This window comes from Algibacter mikhailovii, from assembly GCF_014651495.1.
GTDB lineage: Bacteria > Bacteroidota > Bacteroidia > Flavobacteriales > Flavobacteriaceae > Algibacter_E > Algibacter_E mikhailovii.
In genome coordinates, this window is record NZ_BMWZ01000024.1 from 1 (window position 1) to 4,104 (window position 4,104).

6 protein-coding genes and 1 pseudogene are annotated in these 4,104 nt (G+C 30.5%); all 7 read right to left on the bottom strand.

The window, feature by feature from the left end:
• Positions 1-325 (bottom strand): annotated as a pseudogene (locus tag IE051_RS18370) (hypothetical protein); the annotation flags it as partial.
• Between the two features lie 209 nt (positions 326-534).
• On the bottom strand, positions 535-1,233 hold the full coding sequence (locus IE051_RS18375; protein ID WP_189362874.1) for a DKNYY domain-containing protein: 699 nt from the start codon (positions 1,231-1,233) through the stop codon (positions 535-537).
• A gap of 159 nt (positions 1,234-1,392) precedes the next feature.
• Positions 1,393-2,013: a hypothetical protein gene (locus IE051_RS18380; RefSeq protein ID WP_189362875.1), complete on the bottom strand. Its 621-nt coding sequence runs from the start codon at positions 2,011-2,013 to the stop codon at positions 1,393-1,395.
• Positions 2,014-2,325: 312 nt separating this feature from the next.
• Positions 2,326-2,583 carry a hypothetical protein gene (locus IE051_RS18385; protein WP_189362876.1) on the bottom strand — a complete coding sequence of 86 codons (258 nt, stop codon included), beginning with the start codon at positions 2,581-2,583 and terminating at the stop codon, positions 2,326-2,328.
• 159 nt (positions 2,584-2,742) lie between these two features.
• The gene (locus tag IE051_RS18390; protein ID WP_189362877.1) at positions 2,743-3,201 is read right to left on the bottom strand and encodes a hypothetical protein; all 459 of its coding nucleotides are present in this window, start codon (positions 3,199-3,201) and stop codon (positions 2,743-2,745) included.
• Between the two features lie 151 nt (positions 3,202-3,352).
• Entirely contained in the window at positions 3,353-3,733 is a 381-nt protein-coding gene (locus IE051_RS18395) for a hypothetical protein (protein WP_189362878.1), read from the bottom strand.
• A complete protein-coding gene (locus tag IE051_RS18400; RefSeq protein WP_189362879.1) occupies positions 3,730-3,990 on the bottom strand; it encodes a hypothetical protein in 261 nt (86 codons plus the stop codon). Before IE051_RS18400 ends, IE051_RS18395 begins: the two co-directional genes overlap by 4 nt.
• Positions 3,991-4,104: the final 114 nt, after the last annotated feature.

The window sequence follows — 4,104 nt, forward strand, 5'->3', positions numbered from 1 at the left end:
TATATTTTCCATCTTTGTTCTTTTGTGCATAAATAATTAATTCCGTGTTTTCTGGAATAAATATTGCACAAGAACTTCCCATTTTTCCATCGCTCCGACCAGCAACATAAATCGAAGTCTGTTTTGTGCCTTTATAAATATCGCTTATATCTATGTCAGCTTTATAGAGTTCTTTTGCACTCTCGTTTTTATAGTTTTTAACGATTTTAGCTTTTGCAACAAAGTCAGATTCACTAAACTTTTCAGTAATTTTTGGGTCATCGCAAGTACACGCAAAAACTCCGATTGAGAATAGTAAAATGGTTATTTGCAGTATCTTTTTCATAATTGGTGGCAACGTTTAGTATAAGAAACGTAGGGCAGTTAAAAAACACTTTCGTTTCGGTTTATTACTTAGCTAAATATAAATATTTTGCTTTTATCTTTTCTATTATAAATGCCAAATTTTATATTTAGCGGACTTTAATAATATGCACAGAATTTTCGATTTAGCACAAATGTCCTATGTTTTTTATACATTGTTAGCACCAGTATTTATTCCTTTTTTATTTCATTAATTGTATTTGGAGGAATAAATTCCCACTCTTTATTTTTGTCTCCAATTATAAATTTATGCTCATATTCACGAACAATATTTCTTTTGTCGGTCTTATCATAATAGAAAGTTTTTGAGTCCGCAATTCCAAATTTTTCATTATGCTTAAAGACGTGATTTTTGTCCGTTGCAAAAAAGAAAAATTCAGGACCATTAATTACTTTAAAAGTTTCTCCATCAGCAGATAGCATTAGTTCTCCTCTGAAGTAAACATTTTTTCCGTCTGTCGCATATTCTTTTCCAAGATATTTAAAACTTTCAGGATTTGCACTTTCCATTATTATTTTACCATAATAACATACTCCACAATCTTCGTAATCAATGCAAGGTTGTTCTAAAGGATAGTAAACATTGTTTTTGTCTTTAGCATAACTTGTTCCTGCAAGTACTTTAAATGTTTCGATGTCAATTCCTTTTAAAGGTTCAACATTACAAGCGATTTCTCCACCAAAAATTGAATCTCCAATTCTGGTATATCCATCAATACTTTCCTTGTTTTTTAGAGAAACCCAACTTTTTCCATTTTTCGAATATTCCGTTGTTTTGTCAACTATTCCATTTGGTTCGAAATATTTATTCTGTCCTCTACAACTTGTCAAAAATAATGTAAAAGTCAGAATGATAATTAAATGTTTCATCGTTGGTTTTATATTGGTGCTAACGTGTTTGTGTAAGGATAGTTGCGTGGTTAAGCCACTAATTTAGCAAAAGTGGAACGAACTAGAGGAAAATCCGAAGGATTTTCCGAGTAGGCTAGAACCAAGCAATTATTTTTACACGGTGTTACCAAATGGTTTTTATAATCCGATATAATCAGTTTCTATGATTTCTAAATTACCAAGTTTATTATTTTCAATTTTTAAGGAATACCAAACTGCCCAAATATTATCAGAATCAGGAACTCCTAAACTTGAATTTAGGTAAACAGTGTTTCCTAGAATACTGTCAATTTCCGTTGCCAAAAGATTACACTCTGAATAAAATTCAGGAATCAGCGATTTTTTAAAGTCAGTACGGTTGATTTGTTTTTTGTCTACAATTGAGTCAGTCAGAAGTTTAAAATCTGTTACCATTTTGTGAGAATGGTCTAAATATGCTTGTTCTCCGCCTTGAGCTAAATTTCTAACAATTGAACTATCGTTTAAGCTATAAGTTTTTAATTCAAGAGTAAGTTTTAAGTCAGAAATTTTAAATTCTTTTTTACTGGAAATAGTGTCAATAATTAAAGCCCAATAATTATTAATTGTATCTTTTTCCTTATTCGATTGTATAGTTTCTATTTCTTTTTGGGATTCAGATATCGTTTCTACTTTTAATTCCGTTTTTGGCTTAAATTCAGATTGGGTTTTGTCGGATTTTTTTCGATCGCAACTTGATAGAATTGAAAGTGTTAATATTAAAATCAAAAGTTGTTTCATTGTTCGGTTTTCAACTGTTTGGTAACGGTTATGTATATGAAATGTTGCGTGTTTGTGTGCGAGGATTTTCCGAAGGAAAATCAGAAGCTAGCAAACAAAGCAACTCACATTGGTTAAGCACAAAATAGCAATTTTTTATATACAATGTTACCACACGTTTTTTTATTTCACGTTCCAAAGGTCAGTCGCACGCAACAGTTGCGCTTTGCTTTGGTCGGATTACAAATTAATTTTTAAAATTAAATATTATGATAAATGTTCCATTATGGATTTGTGTTTTTATACCGATAGTATTTTTAATTATAGGGTTATTTATTGGCGGTTCTGACAAAAATCCGTTCCGATTAAATTAGAGTATATTTGAATAGAAAATCCCACAATTAACAAAATTAAGGCAACAGTAGAGATTATTCTTTTTATACGTTTCTTTTTTTCTCGTTCACTTTTAGAAGGCGCAGATTGCAGCAATAAAGCTCCTGATTCTTTTTTTGGTGGTTCGTAAAAAAATAAAAGTATTACACCTAAAATATCTAATGATAATCCTAGTATATTTAATTCGCTTGGTGTCATTATGTTTTTTTAATGTGTGGTAACGGTTGGTGTAAGGATAGTTGCGTGATTAAGCAACTAACTTAACAAAAATGGAACGAACCAGAGGAAAATCCGTAGGATTTTCCGAGTAGGCAAGAACCAAGCAATTATTTTTACACTTTGTTGTGTGTAGTTTTTTTAAAAATAATTTTCGCATTTCAATAAAATCTCTTTTATCGAACTCATAGAATTCACTACTTTTTTTAATTCGTCAATATTTTCATTTATTCTAATCTCATTTCTTTTGATTCCAGAAATCATAATTTCTTTTATTTCTCCAATGTTCATAGTTCGTTCAACTTCTCCAGGAAAAACTCCAGACCAAAATTCAGTTGGTATTATAAGTAATGAATATCCTTTCGTTTTTTCAAATTTGGCAATAAAAACCTTGCCTGTGCTGTCCACAATTCTATCTTCTTTATTTCCTTCCCATCCACAAAAATCAATATCTTCAATGACTTCTTCCATTGTTCTTTTTATTATTGGGTCATCAGGAATTGTTGGGTCGTGATGGAAAATCGGATATTCTAATTCAATACCATTTTCCGTAACTGTCCAAGCTTCTTCAGGTTTTCGAAATGGATTAGTCTTTCTCATTGGTCATAATTACACACAACGGTTTTGTATATGGTTTGTTGCGTGGTTTAGCACGTAATTTAGCAAATAATAACCGAATAGAAAATCCGCGAGGATTTTCGTAAGTAGGCTAGAACTAGCAATAAATTATATACGGTGTTGTAGCCAGTTTTTATTTCCGATTTATTATTTGTTCAACGTATTTTTTGTGATTTTCAAATCCGTTGTTTTTTGGATTTTCTAAATCTATAAATTCATTTAGGCTCGTGTCATAAACTTGCCATTTATATTTTTTTGCTAATTCAATCAGTTCAAAAAGACCGTTTTCTCCATATAAATTCAGCATTTTTGTTCCAGTTGGTTCGTTATCCACAAAAAAGTCAATCGAAAAATTTGAACCTTTTATTTCTCTATGATTTTTGTCAGATTTAATTTCCGAAAATGACCTTTCCAGAATGTCACTAAATAAAATCGGTTCGAGAATATTCTCATCGAAATCCAAATCAGATGGAATCTTTTCGTTTGAGTTAAATAAAATTATTGACCAACTCATAATTTTATGTAATAAATAATAATTGCTATTAAAATTATAAAAAAGTAAAATAAAACTCCTGCAATTCGTGCAGTATCGGCTTGTTCCATTTTCTTTTTAAATCCAAACCTTTCATATCGTTCGTATTCAATTTGGTTTGCACTTTTTGAGTTCAAACGAGAGTTAGGATTCACAGGAATTATAAAGAAAGTGAACCATTCCTTATTTGTCAGAGGTTCAGCTTTTCGTTTTTCTGTATTTTTTAATTCTTGGTTCAAATGTTTCTCTCAAATGTCTCGTCCTGAAATATGGCTACAGGTTAAAATTGAAATTAAGCTGATAATTTATATACCATATTCGGTGTTTTGAAGTCTAAAGATAAATGTAATCTT

Coding starts and splice junctions, on each gene's coding strand:
- IE051_RS18390 (WP_189362877.1), bottom strand. CDS start 3,201: ATGAGAAAGACTAATCCATTTCGAAAACCTGAAGAAGCTTGGACAGTT.
- IE051_RS18395 (WP_189362878.1), bottom strand. CDS start 3,733: ATGAGTTGGTCAATAATTTTATTTAACTCAAACGAAAAGATTCCATCT.
- IE051_RS18385 (WP_189362876.1), bottom strand. CDS start 2,583: ATGACACCAAGCGAATTAAATATACTAGGATTATCATTAGATATTTTA.
- IE051_RS18380 (WP_189362875.1), bottom strand. CDS start 2,013: ATGAAACAACTTTTGATTTTAATATTAACACTTTCAATTCTATCAAGT.
- IE051_RS18375 (WP_189362874.1), bottom strand. CDS start 1,233: ATGAAACATTTAATTATCATTCTGACTTTTACATTATTTTTGACAAGT.